Genomic DNA, 20,561 nt, shown 5'->3' on the forward strand with positions numbered 1-20,561 from the left:
CTTAAGCTCCCTTAATCGACGGCGTACGGCAGAAGGGCCAGAACACGAGCGCGCTTGATGGCGCGGGCGAGTTCACGCTGCTTCTTGGCCGACACGGCGGTGATGCGAGACGGCACGATCTTGCCGCGTTCGGACATGTAGCGCTGAAGCAGCTTGATGTCCTTGTAGTCGATCTTCGGCGCATTTTCGCCGGAGAACGGGCAAACCTTGCGGCGGCGCTGGAACGCGCGGCGAGCAGGGACGTTGGAGATGGAGATCTCAGCCATGTTCCGGGACTCCCTAGCGGCGTTCGCGGCGCTTGCGGTCTTCGCCTTTGCGAAGCACAGCGCTCGGTTCTTCGTTCAGCTCGTCGACGCGGCAGGTCATGTAGCGCATGACGTCGTCGGCGAAGCGCTGGCGGTAATCGAGGGCGTCAAGCACCTCGTTGCCGGCTTCCATGTCCAGATAGCCGTAATGGCCTTTCCGGTTTTTGTTCATGCGATAAGCCAGCGTGCGCAGACCCCAGTATTCGGTCTTGTGCACTTTGCCGCCTTTTTCCTCGATCAGAGCCTTGAGCTCTTCGATCGAAGATTCCATCTGCGTCGGAGAAACATCCGGGCGCGCGATGAACACGTGTTCGTACTTGTTCATAAGACGTTGTCGTCCCTTCTAAAGGGCCGCGGCGCAAGCAACATCCGAAGGGCCGGATGGTCTCACGTCGGCTCCTCTGGTCCCGCTCGGCCAACACAGCCAAGACGGACCACGACCAGAGGACCGCAGCCGGTGAAGCCGCGGTGTATAAGCGAAGGCGGACGCGGGCGCAAGCGGTGCTAGCGTTTATGGGGCAGGATAAGTTCAGAGAGCACTTGCTTTATGGTGGCCATGTTTTTCTCGTCTTAAGGTACTTGTCATCGTTACAATATGGATAAAATATTTCCCAATGCCCAAAGGCAGCTTTAATCCCACTTTGGTAGGCATAAAATGAGATCGAGATTAATAGCTCTGACAGCCACCTGATTATGACCAACGTATAATACCGAGAGTATTTTTGAAGGCATTTTGTTTCACCGGTTCTTAGTGATGCGGAATAAAGGTCTCTCATCGGAGATCCGTCCTCTGAGGTGTGCTCAATAAACATCATTTCTCCAAAATGTTTTTGAATTTTCTTTGCATTTTGGATAGCTCGCTCTTCAAGCCATGTGCCGCGGAAGTGTTTATTTAAAATGCGTTCAGCAACTTCAATCCACCAGCCTCTTAAAGGCTCTTGTTGTTCCGCGAAATCGGGATCGCGGAGTGATGTGAAGTTAGCGTATCTTCCTCGGCGTGCGTCAGAAAAAGCATTTAATGAATTTATGATTCCATTTGTGATCTCATCTTCAGGTGGATCGACTTTTACATTGTATTCTGATTTAGTATGTATGTCCTTGCACTCAGAGATAAGTAATTCAATGTTATGTCCAAATTTTCGAAAATATGAATTTTCGGGAGTTTTTCCCTCCTCTTTAAGCATGTAGTTAATTGTAATTATTATTTTAGAAAGCCGCTCTATTCCTGTCGAGAGGGCGAAAAATGCAATGTAGTATTCGCCTCTTTTGTCTGCGTAATTCGCTCTACCTATTGAAGTTGCCCCTGATCCAAGAATTTGGTGGACAAGTGTGCATTCGCGATGAAGTGCCTGCCATGTGGGGTCTTCCATAATATATGGCATTGCTTGCCTACTTGTTTTTCTTAGAACGTGAAAGTTATCTGATTGGGCTATGACTCAGGACGAACAAGCTAACACGTCTTGCTTATCTTGCAGCCTCCGCGCTATGCCCGCGCCAATCAGAGTTGCGAGGGAGGACGCCTGATGGCGCTTGCATTCACTTTTCCCGGACAGGGCAGCCAGGCCGTCGGCATGGGCAAGGCGCTGGCGGACAGCTTCGCGTCGGCGCGCGCCGTCTTTGACGAGGTGGACGAGGCTCTGGGTCAGAAGCTGTCCCAGCTGATGTGGGACGGGCCGATTGAAGAGATCACCCTGACCGAGAACGCCCAGCCCGCCATCATGGCGGTGTCGCTGGCGGCCATGGCGGCGCTGAAATCAGAGTTCGACGTGGATGTGACGGCGGCGAAATTCGTCGCCGGTCACTCGCTGGGCGAATATTCCGCCCTGTGCGCTGCGGGCGCTTTGTCGGTTTCAGATGCGGCGAAGCTTCTTAAGCTGCGCGGCCAGTCCATGCAGAAAGCCGTGCCGGTGGGCCAGGGCGCCATGGCGGCCCTGCTGGGCGCCGAGATGGACCAGGCGGAGCAGGCGATCGCTCAGGCCGCAACGAGCGGCATTGTGACCATCGCCAATGACAATGCGCCGGGTCAGATCGTGATCTCGGGCGACAAGACGGCTGTGGACGCCGCGATCGCCGCGATCAAGGAGATGGGCGTGCGCAAGGCGATGCTGCTGCCGGTCTCCGCACCGTTCCACTGCCCGCTGATGCAGCCCGCCGCCGACGCCATGGCGGACGCGCTCAAGGACGCGCAGATGTCCAACCCGTCCGTGCCTGTGGTGACCAATGTCAGCGCCGGACCGGTGTCGGACGCGGAAACGCTGCGCGCCCAGCTTGTGGACCAGGTCACGGGCAAAGTGCGCTGGCGCGAAAGCGTCGATGCGATGCATGCTGCTGGCGTGGAGCAATTTGTGGAGGCGGGCGCCAAGGTGCTCACCACCATGCTCAAGCGGCATATCAAAGAGGCTCAAGGCACAGCGCTTGTGACCGCCGAAGATCTGGAAGCTTTCGCGGCTTCCTTGAAGGGATAGTTTTACATGTTTGATCTGACTGGAAAAAAAGCGCTGGTCACCGGCGCTACCGGCGGCCTGGGCTCGGCGATTGCGCGCGCCCTGCATGCGGCGGGCGCCTCGGTGGCGCTGTCAGGCACGCGGGAAGCGGTGCTGAAAGAGCTGGCGGACGAGCTGGGCGAGCGCACGGCGGTCTGCCCGGCGAACCTAGCGGACGCCGACAGCGTCGACGCCCTGCCCAAACAGGCGTCCGAAGCGCTTGATGGCCTCGATATCCTCATTTCCAACGCCGGCGTCACCCGCGATCAGCTGCTGATGCGGATGAAGGACGAGGACTGGGACACGGTCATCAAGGTCAATCTGGAAGCCCATTACCGCCTGTCCAAGGCCGCAATGCGGGGCATGATGAAGCAGCGGTTCGGCCGCATTATCGGCATCACCTCCATCGTCGGCGTCACCGGAAATGCGGGTCAGACCAATTACGCTGCGTCCAAGGCGGGCATGATCGGTTTCACGAAAGCGTTGGCCCAGGAAGTCGCTTCGCGCGGCGTAACGGCCAATTGCGTGGCTCCGGGGTTCATCGAATCGCCGATGACGGATGCGCTGACCGACGACCAGAAGGCGGCGATTCTCTCCACGATTCCGGCTGGCAAGCTGGGTCAGGGAGCAGATATTGCAGCTGCGTGCGTTTATCTCGCCAGTGCGGAAGCAGGTTATGTCACCGGTCAGACCTTGCACGTGAACGGCGGTATGGCGATGATCTAGGCTTGATTGGTCCGGGCGCCCGGACCGACTTGCCAGACAGTGTGCGGCTGGCGTACGAGTTTTCGGCGTGTTATCAGCCCGCACGCTTCACGGGGGAAGGACTTGAACCTTCCTCGCGTAAACAACACCTAGGAAGCGCGACGCCCGCCGGGATGTCCGCAAAACAGAATTTGAAAAGGGACCGACATGTCCGACGTTCTTGAGCGCGTTAAAAAGATCGTTGTCGAGCATCTCGACGTTGAAGCCGAAAAAGTGACCGAGAAGGCTTCCTTCATCGATGATCTGGGCGCTGACTCTCTCGACAATGTCGAGCTGGTCATGGCGTTCGAAGAAGAATTTGATATCGAAATCCCCGACGATGCCGCTGAGCACATCCAGACGGTCGGTGATGCGGTGAAATTCATCTCCGAAAAGCTCGGCTAAGCCGGAGCATATCTCATGTCGAAGCGTCGCGTCGTCGTGACCGGGTTGGGGCTTGTGTCCCCGCTCGGCTGCGGAACTGAACATGTCTGGTCCCGGATTATCGCCGGGGAGTCAGGCTTGGCGAAGATTGAACACTTTGATGTGTCCGATCTGTCCAGTCACGTAGCGGGCATCATCCCGCGCGTCGACGGGCGCAACGGCGGGGGCGAAGGCGTCCCCGGGTCGTTTGACCCAGATGCGGTGATGCCCGCGCGAGATCGCAAGCGCATTGATGATTTTATTCTTTATGGCATCGCCGCTGCCGATGAAGCGATCGCCCATTCCGGCTGGAAAGCCGAGAATGAAGAGGCCAAGGAACGCGCAGGCGTTCTGATCGGGTCCGGCATTGGCGGTCTTCAGACCATCTATGACGCCTCGATCACCCTGCACGAGCGTGGTCCGCGCAAGCTCAGCCCGTTTGTGATCCCGGCCATGCTGATCAACCTCGCCTCCGGCCAGGTCTCGATCCGGCATGGTCTCAAAGGCCCGAACCATGCCGTGGTGACGGCGTGCTCCACCGGCGCCCACGCCATTGGCGACGCCGCCCGTCTGATCGCCTATGGCGATGCGGACATGATGGTGGCGGGCGGCGCGGAAAGCGCAATCACCCGTCTCGGTTATGGCGGGTTCGGCGCAGCGCGGGCGTTGTCCACCGGCTTCAATGACAATCCCAAAGCGGCCTCGCGTCCCTGGGACAAGGACCGTGACGGCTTCGTCATGGGCGAGGGCGCCGGCGTGGTCATTCTTGAAGAATACGAAGCGGCGAAAGCCCGCGGCGCGACCATTTACGCGGAAGTGCGCGGCTATGGCCTGTCTGGCGACGCCCACCACATCACGGCTCCGGCCGATGATGGCGATGGCGGCTTCCGGGCGATGAGATCCGCGCTCAAGAGCGCCGGGCTGACGCCTGCGGACATCGGCTATGTCAACGCGCACGGCACCTCGACGCCCAAGGGCGACGAGATCGAGCTGGGCGCGGTGGAGCGTCTGTTCGGCGACGCCGCCTCTGATCTGGTGATGAGCTCGACCAAATCCGCCATCGGCCACCTTCTGGGCGCCGCTGGCGCGGTTGAGGCCGTGTTCTCCATCCTCGCCATGCGCGACGGCATTTGCCCGCCGACGCTCAACCTGGACAATCCGTCTGTTGAGACGCCGATCAATCTGGCGGCCAAGGGCGCGGTGAAGAAAGAGCTTTCGGCGGTTCTGTCGAACTCCTTCGGCTTTGGCGGCACCAACGCCTCGGTCGTCTTCGCCAAAGCTGACTAACGTCAGGATTGGTGATGGGCGAGACGCAGACCCCCGCCACGAAACCTGAAAAGGCGCGCGGGGGCATTGCGCGCCTGTTGCTCTGGCTCGCCGGGATTCTGGTCGTGCTCGCGCTGATCGCTGCGGGCGCCGCCTATGGCGGCTGGGTCTGGATCAACCAGCAATTTGTCGCGCCGGGGCCTGCCGCCGCCAATGAAACCGTGCTGCTGCCGCGCGGCGCGGGTCTTATCGCCATCGCCAATCAGCTCGAGCGCGAAGACCTGGTCGAAGACGCCCGGCTGTTCCGCGTCATGGTGATGATCGACGGCGGCGACCGTGATTTGCGGGCCGGCGAGTTCGCCATCCCGGAAGCCGCCTCCATGGCCGAGATCTACGACATTCTGCGCTCGGGCCAGACCATCCAGTATCCGGTGACGGCGGCGGAAGGGCTGACCACGGCGATGATCGCGCGCGTGGTCGAAGCGTCTGACGTGCTGACGGGCGAAATCGAGCGCATGCCGGCCGAAGGAACGCTTCTGCCTGAAACCTATCTGGTCAGCCGCGGGGACACGCGCCAGGGCGTGATCGACCGCATGCAGGCGGCTCAGGACGCGCTGATCGCAGAGCTGTGGCCAAACCGGGCCGAGGACCTGCCCTTTGATACGCCGGAAGAGGCGATCATCCTCGCCTCGGTGGTGGAAAAAGAAACCGGCATCGCTCATGAGCGCCCGATGGTGGCGTCGGTGTTTGTGAACCGGCTGCGTCGCGGCATGCGCATTCAAAGCGATCCGACGATCATTTACGGCATTACACAGGGCGAGCCCCTGGGCCGCGGTATTCGCCGGTCTGAACTCGACAGCACATCCAATCCCTACAACACCTATCAGATTGACGGTCTGCCGCCGACGCCGATCGCCAATCCGGGGCGGGACGCCATCGCTGCGGTTCTGAACCCGCCTGAAGGCGAGTATTATTATTTCGTGGCGGACGGCACTGGCGGGCATGCGTTTGCATCCAGCCTGGCCGAGCATAATCGCAATGTGGCGCGCTGGCGCCGGATTGAACGCGAACGCGCCCAAGGGGGCTAGCGGGAGGCTATCGCAATGACGCTGTCTGGCATGACAGGCTTCGCCCGAACCGAACGCTCGGGCGAATACGGCGCCGTTTCCGTCGAGGCCCGCTCGGTCAACGGCAAGGGGCTGGATGTGCGCTTGCGCTTGCCCCAAGGGCTGGATGCGCTTGAAAACCCGGTCCGCGAGCTGGCCAAGACACGGTTCACACGCGGCTCGGTGTCGCTCAATGTGACGCTGACCGCGCCCGAAGATGCGGGGCTGGCCAGCGTCGATCAGGCGCGGCTGCAGGCCTATATCGAGGCCACGCGTCTGCTGGTGGACAAGGGCGTTGTGGAGCGTCCCTCGGCGGGCGAACTGCTGGCGCTGAAGGGCGTGATCACCTCTGAAGACGCAGTGCTCAGCGACGAGCAGATAGACGCGCGCAACGCCGCTGTTCTCGATGCGGTCGAGGCTGCGTTTGACGGTCTGAAAGCAGCGCGACTTGAAGAGGGCGCCGCGCTGAAAGGCATGCTCGACGCGCATCTGGGCGAGATCGCGGAGTTGCGCACCCAGGCCGCCGCGTGCGACAGCGCCATGCCCGCCGCGATCAAGGCGCGGCTTCAGGCCAAGCTTGAAGACCTGCTTGACGGGACGGTCGATCCCGACCGTCTGGCGCAGGAAGCGGCCATGATGGCGGTGAAAGCGGATGTGCGCGAAGAACTGGATCGGCTTAAAGCCCATATCGACAGCGCGCATGGGCTTATCGACGGGGGCTCGCCTTGCGGCCGGAAACTTGATTTCCTGTCTCAGGAGTTCAACCGCGAAGCCAATACGCTGTGCTCGAAATCGAGCGACACCCAGCTGACCAATATCGGACTGGCGCTCAAGGCGACAGTCGATCGCCTGCGTGAGCAGGTGCAGAATGTGGAGTAGGCGCCATGCACGGTGATCATCTGTCCGGCCCGGTGTTTCGCGGCCAGCGGCGCGGCTTCATGCTGGTGCTGTCCAGCCCGTCCGGGGCAGGCAAGACGACCCTGTCCAAACGGCTTCTGACCCAGAACCCTGATCTGGTGCTGTCGGTGTCTGCGACCACGCGCGAGCCTCGACCGGGCGAAAAGCATGGCGAAGACTATTACTTCATGGAGCAGGGCGAGTTCATCGCCAAGACCAAGTCCAACGAATTTTACGAATGGGCGAAGGTGTTCGACCATTATTACGGCACCCCGAAAGGCCCTGTGGAAGAGGCGCTGGACGAAGGGCGTGACGTGATCTTCGACATTGACTGGCAAGGCGCCCAGGCGCTGGCTGAAAGCGCGCCTGAAGACGTGGTGCGCGTGTTCATCCTGCCGCCTTCGCTGAAGCTGCTGCGTGATCGTCTGCATAAGCGCGCCCAGGACAGCGACGAGGTAATCGAGGGGCGCATGAACCGCGCCAAGGCGGAAATCGAGCATTGGGAGGAGTATGATTATGTGGTCATCAATGACGACTTCTCGCGCGCCCTGGAAAAGCTCAGCCAGATCCTGCACGCCGAACGCCTGAAACGCTCCCGCCACCCCTGGCTTGAGGGCTTCGTCGACGCGCTGATGGAGGAATAGGGGAACCGGACGCGCAGTTCAGGCGTTTCTGCTTATTCAGTTCACACGCAGAAAGACCCCTTCATGCTGTCCAGGGCCGAGTTTCTCGTCAATCGCGTGCTTCGGTCCATCTGGTTGCGCCCTGCCGCTTACGCCGCGGGCGCTGCGGCAGTCGTGCTGATCACGCCGCTGATCGATCCTTTTTTGCCGTTTGAGTGGAAAGAGCTGGTCTCGACTGAGACCAACGAGGCGGTGCTGACCATTCTCGCTTCCAGCCTTCTGGCGGTTGCGATCTTCTCGCTCTCCACCATGGTTGCGGCGTTGCGTTCCGCTTCCAGCTCCGCCACGCCGCGCGCCCGCGCCTTGCTGGTCGAAGACGCTGCGGCGCAGAACGCCATCTCCACTTTTATCGGCGCGTTCCTGTTCAGCCTGCTTGGGGTGATCGGCAGCTTGCTGGGGCTGTATTCGGGCTCGGGGCGCGTGATCCTGTTCGCGCTGACCGTGCTGCTGGTGCTGATCGTCGTGGCGACCTTGATCCGCTGGCTCGACCGATTGTCACGGCTGGGCGACGTCACCGAAGCCATCCGCCGGGTGGAGGCGGTGGCCCAGACGGCCTTTGATCATGCGCCGGCGGCCCGCGATGCGGGCGAGCCGCCCACATTTGAGAGCGGCGTGGATTTGCATCCCAAGACGCCGGGCTTTGTGCAGAATGTGGCGCTCGAAAACCTCAAGGCGGTGTGTGATCGTCTGGACATACACTTGGTCGTCAAAGCGCCGCCCGGCGCGTTTGCAGACGCTGGCGCGCCCTTGGCCCGGTTGTCGAAACCCGTCGACGCCGCCGATGAAGACGCGCTGTGCGCCTGCTTCAATCTCGGATCGGATCGTGATTTTCGCTCTGACCCGTGCTTTGGCCTGATCGTCCTGTCGGAGATCGCCTCCAAGGCGCTCTCGCCCGGCGTCAACGATCCCGGCACCGCCATTCACACCATTCGCGCGATCCAGCGCGTGCTTCACAAATGGTCGGTCACCTTGGCTGAAAAGGCCGAAGAGGACACGGATACTGAGGATCAGACGCAGCGCGTTTTCCTGCCTGGAATCTCTGTCCGCCACGCGTTGGAATGCGGCTTTGACCCGATTTCGTTTGATGGCGCGAACCGGCCCGTGATCACGCGCACCTTGCTCAGCGCCCTGTCCGGCCTGAAAGCGCAGGATGAGGCGCTGTTCGGCGCTCAGGCGGATGAGTTGGCGCAGGCCATGCTCGCGCGGGCCCGGTCTGCGATACCCCATGATGCCGACGAGCAGGCGCTGGTCGCCGCCGCCGATCGGCTGGGGTTCGGAGCTGAGGGCGCCAGCGCGAGCACCTAGGGCGTGGCGCTTCGCCTAAGTGTTGACGCGTGTTAACCTCTCTCCTGATGAAACCCAGGGGAGGGAATCCATGACCTTTAAAGCCAGCCTGCTGATCGTCTCGAGCCTGTGTGTTCTGACCGCGTGTGGTCCGGCCTCCACCGGCCCCGTGACCGTCAGCGCCTCTGAAGCGACCACCGCCACGGCGGTCTCTGTTCAGTCAGAGCCGGAGCTGGGCCATTCGGCCGAAGTGTTCTTCAACACCACCTCTTACGGCATGGGCGCGAGCTCGGGATACGCCTTCTCCAGCGAGACGGGCGAAATCCTGATTTCGTCTGATGAAACCGGGGTGATCAACGCGTATGCGCTCGACCCTGAGAGCGGCGATAAACGTGCGCTGACGGCGTCAGATGCGAACGCCACCTACGCGCTGTCCTGGTTCCCTGAAGATGACCGTGTTCTGGTGACCGCTGATGGCGGCGGGGACGAGCTCAATCATGTCTATGTGCGCGAAGCCGATGGCGCGCTGCGCGATCTGACGCCGGGCGAGAACGTCAAGGCGAGCTTTATGGGCTGGTCCGCGGACGGCTCGCAGATCTGGATCAGCACCAATGAACGCGATCCGGCTGCGTTCGACCTTTATGCCTATGATGCAGAGACTTATGAGCGGAGTTTGGTCTTTGAAAACGCCGAGGCGCTCTCCATGTCCGCGATCAGCCCGGACGGGCGCTGGCTGGCGCTGGACCGGCCGCGCACCTCGGCGGACAGCGATATCTTGCTGGCGGATTTGACTTCGGATGAAGCGCCCGTGCTGATCACCGAGCATGAGGGCAATATCGCCTATGGCGCCTATGACTTCACCGCGGATTCTTCCGCTTTGGTCTACGCGACCAATGAATATGGCGAGTGGAACCAGGCCTGGACCTATGATCTGGCCACCGGCGACCGCGCGCCGCTGATCGAAGCGGACTGGGACGTGATGTATGTGGGCTATTCGCCCAGCGGCCAGTACCGGGTCAGCGCCGTCAATAATGACGGCTTCACCGATGTGACGGTGCTCGACACCACGACGGGCGAGACGGTCAGCCTGCCTGACAGCGTGCCCGCCGGTGATCTGGCCGGGGTTCGCTTCAATGAAGATGAAACCCAGATGGCGTTTGGCGTGACCTCATCGGTGGCGCCCAACAATATCCACTGGGTTGATCTTCAGACCGGAACACATCGCCAGCTCACCGAAGCGCTCAACCCCGAGCTGAAGCCCGAAGACCTGGTGGAAGCCGAGGTCGTCCGCTTTGAGAGCTTTGACGGCGTGACCGTGCCGGGGATCATGTACCGTCCCCACAACGCCAACGCGGATACGCCTGTGCCGGCTTTGGTCTGGGTGCATGGCGGGCCGGGCGGGCAAAGTCGGGCCGGGTATAGCGCCGCGATCCAGCACCTCGTGAACAATGGCTACGCCGTCTACGCCGCCAACAATCGCGGCTCGTCAGGTTATGGCAAAACCTTCTTCCATATGGATGACCGCCGTCATGGCGAGGAAGACCTGCAAGATATCGTGGCGGCGGGCGATTACCTGCGCTCGCTCGACTGGGTGCGCGATGACGCTGTGGGCGTGATCGGCGGCTCATACGGCGGCTATATCACCGCCGCGGCTTTGACCTTTCATCCGGAAGCGTTTGACGTGGGCATCAATATTTTCGGCGTCACCAACTGGGTGCGGACGCTGGAATCCATCCCGCCCTGGTGGGAGAGCTTCCGCGAGGCGCTGTATGACGAGATGGGCGATCCGGCCACCGACGCCGAGCGCCACCGGGCGATTTCGCCGCTGTTCCACGCCGACCAGATCGTCAAACCCATGCTGGTCGTGCAAGGCGCCAATGATCCGCGCGTGCTGCAGGTGGAAAGCGATGAGCTGGTCGCCGCTGCGCGTGAGAACGGCGCGATCGTGGAGTATGTGCTCTTCCCTGATGAAGGGCATGGGTTCCGCCGCCGCGAAAACCGCATCACGGCGTCTGACGCCTATCTGAACTTCCTGGATGAGTATCTGGCGGGTGACACGCCGGAAGGCGACAGCGAGTAAACGCCCCGTCGTGCGGCCTGGGCCTAGCCCCGGGCCACACGCCACGCCTTGGCAAGCTTGAAAAAGCCTTCGGGCGGAATGGTTTCCGCACGCGCGCCGGGGTCTATCCCGGCGTCTTCGAGCAGCGCCTCGGCGCTTTTGCCCGTCTGGCTCGCCGCCGGGCCGAGCGATTTGCGCAAGGTCTTGCGGCGTTGGCCGAACGCGCTTTCCGTTACGGTTGAAAGCGCCTTGAGGTCGGAGAAGCGCTGATCCTCGGGCAGGGGCTCCAGCACCACCACCGCGCTGTCCACTTTGGGCGGCGGGGTGAAGGCGCGGGCCGGAACGGTGAAGGCGTAGCGAGACTTGGCCACGGCGGCGGTCAGAATGGCGAGCCGACCGTATTGCTTGTCGCTGGCCGTCGCGACCACGCGTTCGGCCACTTCCTTTTGAAACATCAACACAAGCCTCGTCCACCAGATCGGATCGGCCTGCAGCCATTTGATCAAGAGCGCCGTGCCCACATTATAGGGCAGGTTGGAGGCCAGCATCCGCTCGCCTTCAAAGGGCAGGGCGGCTTCATCCACTTTCAGCGCATCCGCTTCGATGATGGAAAAGCGGCCTGGCGCCGCCTCGCCGATCTGTTCCAGCGCCGGGACGAAGCGGCGATCCTTCTCGATCACCGTCACCCGCGCGGCGCCTTCGCTGAACAGCGCGCGCGTCAGACCGCCGGGACCGGGACCGACTTCCATGACGGTGGCGTCGCTCATATCCCCGCACAGCCGGGCGATCTTTGCGGTCAGATTGAGGTCGAGCAGGTAATGCTGGCCAAAGCGCTTGTCCGCGTTGAGCCCGTGTTCGGCGATCACCGCGCGCAGCGGCGGCAGCTGATCCATGCTCATGACGCGGCCTCTCGGTTGCGCGTCATCTGGTCAGCCTGGCGCAGAGCCGCGATCAGGCTGTCTGGCCGGGCCACGCCCTGTCCGGCGATATCAAAGGCGGTGCCGTGATCGGGGCTGGTGCGGATGACCGGAAGCCCCAGCGTGATGTTGACGCCGCCATGAAAGTCGAGGGTTTTCACCGGGATCAGCCCCTGATCATGATACAGGCAGATCGCGGCGTCATAGCCTGCGCGCGCCTCTTCATGAAACATGGTGTCTGGCGGCAGAGGCCCCACGATATCAACGCCGTCCGTCCGAAGCTGATCTAGCGCGGGGGCGAGGATGTCGATCTCCTCACGCCCCAGGGCGCCGTTTTCGCCAGCATGCGGGTTGAGACCCGCCAGCGCCAGTCGCGGCTCGTCCAGTGCGAAATCGCGCTTGAGCGCATCGCGCACCACATGCGCCGTATGGACGACCGCGTCTGAAGTCAAAGTCTGGATCGCCGTCAGAAGCGGGATGTGGATGGAGACGAGCGCCGTGCGCAAGCCGCCGCCTGACAGCATCATCACCGGACCGCGCGCGCCGGTCATCGGCAGGTCTTCGGTCAGATGGGCGATAAACTCGGTATGGCCGGGGAATTTGAACCCGATGTCATAGAGCCGCGCCTTGGAGACGGGATTGGTGACAATGGCGCTGGCTTCGCCTGCACGGACAGCGTTCACAGCCGCTTCGATCGAGCGCACGGCGGCTTCAGCTTGCGTCTCAGACGCCTCGAGCGCGATCACGGGCAGGAAGTTTGAGAACACCCGGCGCGCTTCGTCTGCGTCTTTGACCTGTTCGGGGCGCGGAAGGTCAAGCAGCTGCGCCGCCGCCATCAGGGGCGCCGGGTCGCCATGGACGACAAAGCACGCATCCTCGTCGCGCAAAGCGCGCCAGGCTTTCAGGCAGAGTTCAGGGCCGACCCCTGCGGGATCCCCGAGGGTCAGAGCCAGAGGCGCGCAGATCACCGGATTTCAATGGTGGCGTCACGACGCAAATCGCGCAGCCAGCGGCGCGACAGCAGGGACAATTGCTGATTGACCAGCTGGTTTTCGATCTGATCGGTGCTTGGCACGCCCGGCCCCGTGAGGGCCTTGTCGCACAGCACGAAAACCTGAGCGCCCGCCGCCGTATCCAGAACCGGCGTAGCCGAGACCGGCTCGAGACCGCTCAAGGCGTCACGAATGGTGGGAACGAGCGCGTTGGCGCCAACATCGCCCAGATTGGTGACAAAGACGCCTTCGATGCCGCTGACCACGTCTTCGAGCGCGTCGCAGCTATTGATGCCGCTCGCCGCTTCAGACAGCGCGGCGCGCTTTTCATCGGACAGCTGAGAGCGGGGCAGGGTGATCTGGGTCAGGGTCAGTTGCTCGACCACCTGACCTTCGCGGCTGTCGATCAAGGCGATCACCTGGAAGCCGCCCGGCACGCGGATCGGGTTGGAAATCTGACCGGGTTGCATCTGCTCCACGACCTCGGCCACTTGAGGGCGCAGGCCCGACAGCGGCAGATAGCCCGTGTCGCCGCCGGAGCTGGCGCTTGCGGCGTCGGAGAATTGCTGGGCGACCGCCTGGAAAGGCGCGCCCTGGCGCAGCTGGTCATAAACAGTCTGTACAATCCCGACCGCGCGCTCTTCGCCGCCATCAGGGGTGATCTGCACGAAGATCTCGCCCAGACGGTATTGCGACTGTGAGGCGGACTGGATGAAGCGGTCCAACGCCATTTCGATCTGCTGGTCTGAAATGCGAATGCGCGAGCGATAGCGGCCGCTGACCAGGATTTGCCAGGCGATTTCCGCTTTCACCTGCTGGCGCAGGGTGTTGATGTCGATGCCGCTGGCGGTGAGGTCGGCTTCGACCTCTTCAACCGTCGCGCCTGAGCGCGCCGCGATGTCGGCGATGGCGTCATCCACTTCCGCTTCTTCCACATCGAGCTCGAATTCGCGAGCCTGCTGTAGCTGAAGGGTTTCATCCACCAGACCGCGAATGGCCTGATCCTGGATGCGCGCCAGCATCTCTTCAGTGGGCTGCACGCCCGCCGAGGAGATGATGAGCCGCATGCGGTCGCGCACATCCAGCGTTGTGATCGGCTGGTCATTGACCACAGCTGCGATGCCTTCCACCTGTTGGGCGGAGGCGGCGGGCGCAGCGGTCATCATTGCGATGCCGGCGAGGAAAGTCAGCGCGAGTCGGAACGCCATGTAAGAACCATACGGTTAGAGGTGTTCGGGAAAGATACCGATACCACAGACTGACGCAATCGCCCGACTGCGTGTCAGGGGTTAATCGTCACTCAGGCCGCCCAGGGTGAACAGCACGATCTCAAGTTTTACGGAGTCGCTGGGGCCCAGATTGGCCACATCGATATTGTCGCGCTCCCACAGAATGCGCAGGCTTGTGCATTCATCGCGGTATTGCAGGCCTGCGCGCTGGCGGCGGATTTCGTTCTCTTCAAGGTCGATCACGCCGTCATAGACCACGGACCAGTCCTCGGTGATCGCGAAGCCGGCGCTCGCGGTCACTTCCTCCAGCTGGCGGGTTGAAGCAGCGTCCGTGCGGCGTGTGTATCGCGTATTCATCGAAACCCGCCAGGCGTCAAAGCCGGCGGTCAGGTCCAGACGATTGATCTCTTGGCTTTCAGAATCGATGCGGGCGCGGGCGTCCAGCTCGAACTGGCCCAGATCAAGCTCGATCTGACCGATCCAGTCCGAATCATCATCCGCCAATCCGCTGGAGGCCGGGAAGCGCTGATCGCCGTCCAGACGGAAGCTGCGGCCGGCGAAGACTTCCAGCTCGCCCGGCAGACCGCCGCGCCAGTCCGCCGCGACGGTCAGGCCCACATCCAGGCGGGCGCCGTCTTCCCAAAGGTCATAGCCATTGGCGCGCGCTGCATCGAACAGCTGGCTTTGCTGAAACTCGATCGACGCGCTGTCGACATTGACCGGCGTTCTGTCGGCGTTGTCGCTGCTGGCGATGATCGCGGCCATGCGCGGCGCGATCAGCCAGTTCACGTTTTCGCCCGGGCGTACGAAAGGCAGGCTGAGATCCAGCCCCGCCGCGCCCAGCGAGCGGGTCAGATTGGTGCTGTCGATCTCATTGCCCGACGCATCGGTTTCATTGAAGGCGTACGCGTCCGCCCGCGCCAGGGCGAAGGCTTCGGCCCGAACGCCGCCCGGCAGGATCGTCGGCCGGGTCCAGTCCAGCGCCAGGCTGGCGCGGGTGTAATCATCGCCGGTGTTGCGCTGCAGATTCGCCGTGTTGAAGCTGAAATCGAGATCGCCCGCCCATCTCGGCATCGGCAATTCAGCGCCGAACCGGATCAGGGGCGAGATCAGCGGCAGAGTGTCGTCATCGACGTTTTCCTGCAGCTTGTTGAAATGGATCACCGTGGCGTCGCCATGGAAATGTTCGCCATCACCGATGAAGAACACCTGGTTGAGCAACATGCGCTGATCGCGAATTTCAAACAGGCCGTCAGCGCGGTCCGGCGATTCCTCGAATCCATAGCGGCGCAGATACAGATCGCCGCTCACGGCTTCGACGCCAAACCCCCAACGGAAATTCTGATTGAAGCGGAACAGGCCGTCAGCGAACACATGGCCGCGAAGCTCTTCATCGCCGAATTTGCCGTCCTGATCGAACTCCTGCTCATAGGTGAAGCTGGTCTGGACGTTCATCTCGCCGGAATAGAAGCGGCGGCTCCAGTCCAGCTGCAGAAGCGGGTTCACCTTGCCCATATAGCGCGGTGAGACGATCAGCTCCTGCGAGGGTCCGATCGCCCACAAATAGGGCTGCTGGTAGGTGAAGCCCAACCGGCTCGAGCTGTTCAGAACCGGAAACAAAAAGCCCGACTGGCGCGCCGCTGACGGGTCGGCATGGGCGAAGACCGGTGAATACAGGATCGGGCGGCCCAGGATTTCCAGCCGCACATTGCGGTAATAGATTACCTTGTTCTGGGTGTCGCGCACCACCCGGCTCGCCCGCAGGCGCCAGGTGGGCTCGCCTTCGCCGGTCTCGCACAGCTCACAGGCGGTGTAATAGGCGTTCGACAGCTCAACCGAGCCGTCAGGGCGGCGCAGGGCGGCGCCCGCTGCAGCGCGGCCATTGTTTTCAAGCAGGGTTGCAAAGCCGCGCGCCACGCCTTCGCGCAGATCGTCGCTCAGCTCGACTTCCTCGGCGAATTGCGCCGGCTCGCTGCCGTCAAAGATCTGCACGCCGCCGCTGGCGACCACGCGATTGAGGGTCGGGTTGTAGATCAGTTCTTGCGCGAACAGCACCCGGTCGCCCGATTGCAGCCGCACATCGCCCCGCGCGATATACAGGCCTTGCTGCTGATCCTGGATCAGCTCGTCCGCGTCCAGATACACCCGATCAGAACTGACAGTCTGCGCCATGGCTGCAGGGCTCGCCGCCGCAAGCAGGGCGGCCAGTGCCGCAGATCGGTACAACGCGTTCATGATCAGTGTTCAGTCCCTTGGCCCACGCCCCAACTAACCCTGTATCGGATTGGGGCGCCAGCGTCCACGCATCAGCCGTCTTCGGTGGCTGCGATAAAGAATAATCCGGCCAGAGAGAACAGTGCGGGGGTCGTCCAGGCGGCGGTGGGCGGGGTAATCGCGCCCGACGCCCCGAGGCCCAGCATCAGCTCCTGGCTGAAATAGAGAATGAAACCCGCCGTCGCGCCCGCCACCGCGAAGGCCGCCGCTCCGCCCAGGCGATGCAGACGCAGCGTGGCGGCGACGCCCATCAAGGCGGCCGCGACCAGCATCAGCGGTTGCGCCAGAAGGCCATGCCAGCGCAGCTCATACGCCAGAGACGACAAACCTGCGTCGCGTGCGGAATTGATCACGGCCGGCAATTGCCAGAATGACACGGCGCCGGGCGAGCGGGCGCGTTCAAACAGGGCCTGACGCCCCACATTGGTCGGCAAGGCCACATCGCCCAGCGCCGCCGCCTGGCCGCCTGGGGCGTATTCCACCGCGTTCACAAGGCTCCAGAAGCCGCCATTGAGTTCGGCCTCATCGGCGGTGATGCGGCGATCCAGCGTCGGCGCGCCGGTCTCGGACAATACATATTGGCGGAACACCGGCTGGGTCAGGGAGGCGTCATCCGCGCCCTGCTGCTGGGCGGTGATCATGGTGTAGCCGGTCGCCGTCGTCTCGCGCAGCCAGATCGGGCCGGACTGATCCGCGCCGCTGGACTGGCCTTCGCCCTCAAACAGGGCTTCGCGTGTGGACTCAAACCGGGCGTTCGAGGCGGCGCCCAGCGGATTGAGCGCCAGCGTGCTGACGGCGCCGGTGAGCGCGGCCAGGATCGCGACCGGCGCCAGGATGCGCCAGGCGGAATACCCTGAAGCGCGCATCACGATCAGCTCGGAGCGGCGGTTGAGCCGGAAGAAGGTGAACAGCACGCCGAAGAGCACGATGAAGGGCAGGGTGTCCTGAACCAGCAGCGGCACTTTCAGCAGCGACAGATGCAGCGCCTGAAAGGCGGAAATGCCGACCCGCGTGCCGATATCGCGAGAGGTCTCGACGAAATCGATCAGCATGATCACGGCGGTGATGATCAGCGCGGCGCCGAGCAGTCCAATCAGGGTTTGGGTGAAAATATAGCGCCAGAGCCGTCCGATCATGGTCACGCCTCCGCCATCTGGGTCGGCGACGCCACAGGGTGCGGCGCCCGGCGGCGCGGACGCCCGATGATCGCGATCGCCACCGCAATGCCCAGGAGCGGCACGAGATACTGCACGGCGTTCATGCCGTCATCGGATTCCGCCGCCGCCTGCACGCCAAAGCCCACAAGGCGCAAGATCACCGCGCTGGCGCCGGCGATGATCAGATTGCGCCCATAGCCGATGCGGCGATGTTCGCCAGACATGTAAGCCGCCAGGGCGATTAGCGCGAAGGCGAGGCTATAGAGCGGGGCCGAGAGCCGGTAATGCCCTTCCGCCAGAAGACGGTCCTTGCCGCCGGCGCGGGCGATGTCGGCGGGGGTGGGCGTGAGCAGCTCGGAGAGGAATTTGTCGCTCTCCTTGAAGAACAGCGAAGCCGTGTTGTCCACAAACACCGTGAGCTCGACCTTGGTGCTGTCAAAGCTGAGATTGGTCAGCACGCCGGACTGGTCGACCTGGGTGCGCACGCCGTCTTCGAGCAGCATGACCGGGCCGCGTTCCGTGGCGGCGATGCGGCCGCGCCGGGCGGCGTAGGCGGCGGACTGGCCGGTGCGACGGTCGACGATGAACACGTCATTGAGCACGCTGTCATCGCTGATCTCGCGCACATAGAAGGTCACCTGATCGCCCAGCGGCACAAATTCGCCTTCGCGCATGAAGCTGGCGGCGAGGTCTGTGCGAATCTCGAACAATTGCTGTCGCATCTCGCGAAAGCTCGCCGGCTGGACGAACAGATTGATCACCAGATTGAGCAGAACCACATAGATGGCGAGGCGCACGAACGGGCTGACGCGCTGGAACCGGCTCATGCCGGCTGCGGCGGCGACCGTCAGTTCAGAATCGCTCGTCAGCCGGTTCAGCGAGATCGCCACAGCCAGAAACACCGCGATGGGCAGCAAGAGCGCGATCACCTGCGGCATGGCCAGCACGGTGATGTAGATCAGAACCAGTGCGGTTTCGCCGCGTTCCGCCATCAGATCGAGATTGGAGAGCGACTGTGTGAGAACCGCCAGACCGGTCAGCGCGGCCATGGCGCCCAGGAAGGGCCAGAGCGCCTGTCTGAAAGTATAGCGTTGAAACAGGGTCATTCGGCGCCAATGTGTGAACGGACGAGCAGTCAGTATCCATGAAGACCGCATCTTCTAACGCGGGTTGGGATGCGATACCACTGCCCGCATGGAGTTCTCCAACGGGCCGCGCGGTCCTCGCGCGCCGTAATCTTGCAGATACTAGAAAGGCTTGCCATGAAAATCCTGTTTGCCGCCTCAGCGTCTGGCGATGCAGTTGCAGCGCCGGTTTACGCCGACCGCAAATTGTCGGACGCCGCGAAGGCGCTTGATTCGGCGACCTCCGGCGCAGTGACCCGCGCGATTGAAGCGTCTCGTTTCAAGGGCGGCGCTGGCGATCTTCTGGAAATTGCAGCGCCTGCGGGCGTGGATGCGACCCGCATCGTGCTGTTCGGTCTGGGCGATAAATCCAAGCTCGACGGCAATGGCGCCGAGAAAGCTGTGGCGGGCGTGATCAAGTCGGTCCTGACGTCTGGCGCCAAGGCGGTCTCCGTGCATCTGGATGGCGATGCAGACCAGCTGTGCCGCGGCGCGCTGGGCGCGACCCTGGCGAGCTACCGGTTCGACACCTACCGCACCAAGCTGGCCGAGGACAAAAAGCCCTCCGTCACCAGCGTCGAGATGGTGTCCAGCCATGCCTCCGCCGCTGAAAAGCTCTGGGCTCAATGGGGGCCGGTCGCCGATGGCGTGACCCTGGCGCGTGACCTCGTCAACGAAACCCCGAACGCGCTCTATCCCGAGAGCTATGCCGAGAAAGTCAAGGAACTCAGCAAGCTGGGCCTTGAAATTGAGGTCTTCGGCGAAGAGGAGATGGAGAAATACGGCATGCACGCCCTGCTGGGTGTGGGCCAGGGTTCGGTGCGCGAATCCAAAATGGTCGTGATGAAGTGGAATGGCGGCAAGTCCGGCGACAAGCCGCTCGCCTTCATCGGCAAGGGCGTCACCTTTGACTCCGGCGGCATCTCGCTGAAGCCCGGCCAGGGCATGGACGAAATGAAGGGCGATATGGGCGGCTCCGCCGCTGTGGTCGGCCTGATGGCCGCGCTCGCCGGTCGTAAAGCCAAGGCGAACGTCATCGGCGTGATCGGCCTGGTCGAGAACATGCCGGACGGCAACGCCCAGCGTCCGGGCGATATCGTCAAATCCATGTCCGGCCAGACCATCGAGATCCACAACACCGACGCCGAGGGCCGCCTCGTTCTGGGCGATGTGCTGTGGTACACCCAAGACCGTTTTGATCCGAAATTCATGATCAACCTCGCAACCCTGACCGGCGCCATCCTGATTGCGCTGGGCCATGAGCATGCGGGCGTGTTCTCCAATGACGACGATCTGGTCGCCAAGCTGGAGAAAGCGGGCAAGGCGTCCGACGAAACCGTGTGGCGCCTGCCGATCGGTCCGGAATATGACCGCCAGATCGACACCCCGAATGCGGACATGAAAAACGTGGGCGAGGGCCGTCTGGCCGGCTCAATCACCGCGGCGCAATTCCTCAAGCGTCACGTGAACGAGAAGCCCTGGATCCATATCGACATCGCGGGCACCGGCATGCATGCGGGCTCGAAAGATCCGCGTCAGCCCACCTTCGGCACCGGCTATGGCGTGCGCCTGCTGGACCGTCTGGTGCGTGACAACTTCGAGGGCTAACGCCCTTTCC

The 20,561-nt window shown here is 62.4% G+C and carries 19 protein-coding genes; 10 read left to right on the forward strand and 9 right to left on the reverse strand.

Annotation, left to right across the window (positions count from 1 at the left end; all coding sequences use genetic code 11):
* Window positions 1–11: 11 nt before the first annotated feature.
* From rpsR to ACTIGF_RS10105, 3 genes are all read right to left on the reverse strand, one after another.
* Window positions 12–266, reverse strand: coding sequence for a 30S ribosomal protein S18 (gene rpsR / locus ACTIGF_RS10095; protein WP_022701996.1), 255 nt, complete (start codon window positions 264–266; stop codon window positions 12–14).
* A 13-nt stretch (window positions 267–279) separates the two neighbouring features.
* Window positions 280–630 carry a 30S ribosomal protein S6 gene (rpsF, locus tag ACTIGF_RS10100; RefSeq protein ID WP_375549320.1) on the reverse strand — a complete coding sequence of 117 codons (351 nt, stop codon included), beginning with the start codon at window positions 628–630 and terminating at the stop codon, window positions 280–282.
* 220 nt (window positions 631–850) lie between these two features.
* Window positions 851–1,687, reverse strand: a complete 837-nt coding sequence (locus tag ACTIGF_RS10105) for a hypothetical protein (RefSeq protein ID WP_439636773.1) — start codon at window positions 1,685–1,687, stop codon at window positions 851–853.
* Between the two features lie 141 nt (window positions 1,688–1,828).
* Between ACTIGF_RS10105 and fabD the strand changes: the two genes are divergently transcribed.
* From fabD to ACTIGF_RS10150, 9 genes are all read left to right on the forward strand, one after another.
* Window positions 1,829–2,770, forward strand: coding sequence for an ACP S-malonyltransferase (fabD, locus tag ACTIGF_RS10110; RefSeq protein ID WP_439636774.1), 942 nt, complete (start codon window positions 1,829–1,831; stop codon window positions 2,768–2,770).
* Window positions 2,771–2,776: 6 nt separating this feature from the next.
* Window positions 2,777–3,514 carry a 3-oxoacyl-[acyl-carrier-protein] reductase gene (fabG, locus tag ACTIGF_RS10115; protein WP_439636775.1) on the forward strand — a complete coding sequence of 246 codons (738 nt, stop codon included), beginning with the start codon at window positions 2,777–2,779 and terminating at the stop codon, window positions 3,512–3,514.
* A 186-nt stretch (window positions 3,515–3,700) separates the two neighbouring features.
* A complete protein-coding gene (locus tag ACTIGF_RS10120; protein WP_009800441.1) occupies window positions 3,701–3,937 on the forward strand; it encodes an acyl carrier protein in 237 nt (78 codons plus the stop codon).
* Window positions 3,938–3,952: 15 nt separating this feature from the next.
* On the forward strand, window positions 3,953–5,242 hold the full coding sequence (gene fabF, locus ACTIGF_RS10125; RefSeq protein ID WP_439636776.1) for a beta-ketoacyl-ACP synthase II: 1,290 nt from the start codon (window positions 3,953–3,955) through the stop codon (window positions 5,240–5,242).
* A 14-nt stretch (window positions 5,243–5,256) separates the two neighbouring features.
* Window positions 5,257–6,309, forward strand: a complete 1,053-nt coding sequence (gene mltG, locus ACTIGF_RS10130) for an endolytic transglycosylase MltG (RefSeq protein WP_439636777.1) — start codon at window positions 5,257–5,259, stop codon at window positions 6,307–6,309.
* A gap of 15 nt (window positions 6,310–6,324) precedes the next feature.
* Window positions 6,325–7,206: a YicC/YloC family endoribonuclease gene (locus tag ACTIGF_RS10135; RefSeq protein WP_439636778.1), complete on the forward strand. Its 882-nt coding sequence runs from the start codon at window positions 6,325–6,327 to the stop codon at window positions 7,204–7,206.
* Between the two features lie 5 nt (window positions 7,207–7,211).
* Window positions 7,212–7,868, forward strand: coding sequence for a guanylate kinase (gene gmk, locus ACTIGF_RS10140; protein WP_439636779.1), 657 nt, complete (start codon window positions 7,212–7,214; stop codon window positions 7,866–7,868).
* Window positions 7,869–7,931: 63 nt separating this feature from the next.
* Window positions 7,932–9,212, forward strand: a complete 1,281-nt coding sequence (locus ACTIGF_RS10145) for a DUF2254 domain-containing protein (protein WP_439636780.1) — start codon at window positions 7,932–7,934, stop codon at window positions 9,210–9,212.
* Window positions 9,213–9,282: 70 nt separating this feature from the next.
* The gene (locus ACTIGF_RS10150) at window positions 9,283–11,271 is read left to right on the forward strand and encodes an alpha/beta fold hydrolase (protein WP_439636781.1); all 1,989 of its coding nucleotides are present in this window, start codon (window positions 9,283–9,285) and stop codon (window positions 11,269–11,271) included.
* A gap of 23 nt (window positions 11,272–11,294) precedes the next feature.
* On the opposite strand, the gene rsmA is transcribed toward ACTIGF_RS10150, so the two are convergent.
* The 6 genes from rsmA to ACTIGF_RS10180 form a co-directional block, all read right to left on the reverse strand.
* Window positions 11,295–12,149, reverse strand: a complete 855-nt coding sequence (gene rsmA, locus ACTIGF_RS10155; RefSeq protein WP_439636782.1) for a 16S rRNA (adenine(1518)-N(6)/adenine(1519)-N(6))-dimethyltransferase RsmA — start codon at window positions 12,147–12,149, stop codon at window positions 11,295–11,297.
* Window positions 12,146–13,132 (reverse strand): 4-hydroxythreonine-4-phosphate dehydrogenase PdxA, encoded by a 987-nt coding sequence (gene pdxA / locus ACTIGF_RS10160; protein WP_439637291.1) that lies wholly within the window; start codon window positions 13,130–13,132, stop codon window positions 12,146–12,148. Before pdxA ends, rsmA begins: the two co-directional genes overlap by 4 nt.
* Window positions 13,132–14,367 (reverse strand): peptidylprolyl isomerase, encoded by a 1,236-nt coding sequence (locus ACTIGF_RS10165; RefSeq protein WP_439636783.1) that lies wholly within the window; start codon window positions 14,365–14,367, stop codon window positions 13,132–13,134. Before ACTIGF_RS10165 ends, pdxA begins: the two co-directional genes overlap by 1 nt.
* 81 nt (window positions 14,368–14,448) lie before the next feature.
* Window positions 14,449–16,623 carry an LPS-assembly protein LptD gene (locus ACTIGF_RS10170; protein WP_439636784.1) on the reverse strand — a complete coding sequence of 725 codons (2,175 nt, stop codon included), beginning with the start codon at window positions 16,621–16,623 and terminating at the stop codon, window positions 14,449–14,451.
* A gap of 71 nt (window positions 16,624–16,694) precedes the next feature.
* The gene (locus ACTIGF_RS10175) at window positions 16,695–17,798 is read right to left on the reverse strand and encodes an LptF/LptG family permease (RefSeq protein WP_439636785.1); all 1,104 of its coding nucleotides are present in this window, start codon (window positions 17,796–17,798) and stop codon (window positions 16,695–16,697) included.
* Between the two features lie 2 nt (window positions 17,799–17,800).
* On the reverse strand, window positions 17,801–18,925 hold the full coding sequence (locus ACTIGF_RS10180; protein ID WP_439636786.1) for an LptF/LptG family permease: 1,125 nt from the start codon (window positions 18,923–18,925) through the stop codon (window positions 17,801–17,803).
* Between the two features lie 156 nt (window positions 18,926–19,081).
* Here ACTIGF_RS10180 and ACTIGF_RS10185 point away from each other — a divergent pair, with 156 nt between their 5' ends.
* A complete protein-coding gene (locus ACTIGF_RS10185) occupies window positions 19,082–20,551 on the forward strand; it encodes a leucyl aminopeptidase (protein WP_439636787.1) in 1,470 nt (489 codons plus the stop codon).
* Window positions 20,552–20,561 lie beyond the last annotated feature (10 nt).

This window comes from Oceanicaulis sp. (assembly GCF_051859625.1).
In the GTDB taxonomy this organism is placed as follows: Bacteria; Pseudomonadota; Alphaproteobacteria; order Caulobacterales; family Maricaulaceae; genus Oceanicaulis.